The 268-nt window shown below is 50.0% G+C and carries 1 rRNA gene; it reads right to left on the bottom strand.

Annotated elements, in window-relative coordinates:
• Positions 1 to 266, bottom strand: a 16S ribosomal RNA gene (locus tag LMB56_RS01930); the annotation flags it as partial.
• Positions 267 to 268 lie beyond the last annotated feature (2 nt).

A 268-nucleotide genomic window follows, 5' to 3' on the forward strand; every position in this document is an offset into this window, starting at 1 on the left:
GTCCATCCCAGAGTGATAGCCAAAGCCATCTTTCAAACAAAAGCCATGTGGCTTTTGTTGTTATGCGGTATTAGCATCTGTTTCCAAATGTTATCCCCCGCTCCGGGGCAGGTTACCTACGTGTTACTCACCCGTCCGCCACTCACTGGTGATCCATCGTCAATCAGGTGCAAGCACCATCAATCAGTTGGGCCAGTGCGTACGACTTGCATGTATTAGGCACACCGCCGGCGTTCATCCTGAGCCAGGATCAAACTCTCATATAAAA

Origin of the sequence: Limosilactobacillus reuteri, assembly GCF_020785355.1 — a bacterium.
In the GTDB taxonomy this organism is placed as follows: Bacteria; Bacillota; Bacilli; order Lactobacillales; family Lactobacillaceae; genus Limosilactobacillus; species Limosilactobacillus reuteri_I.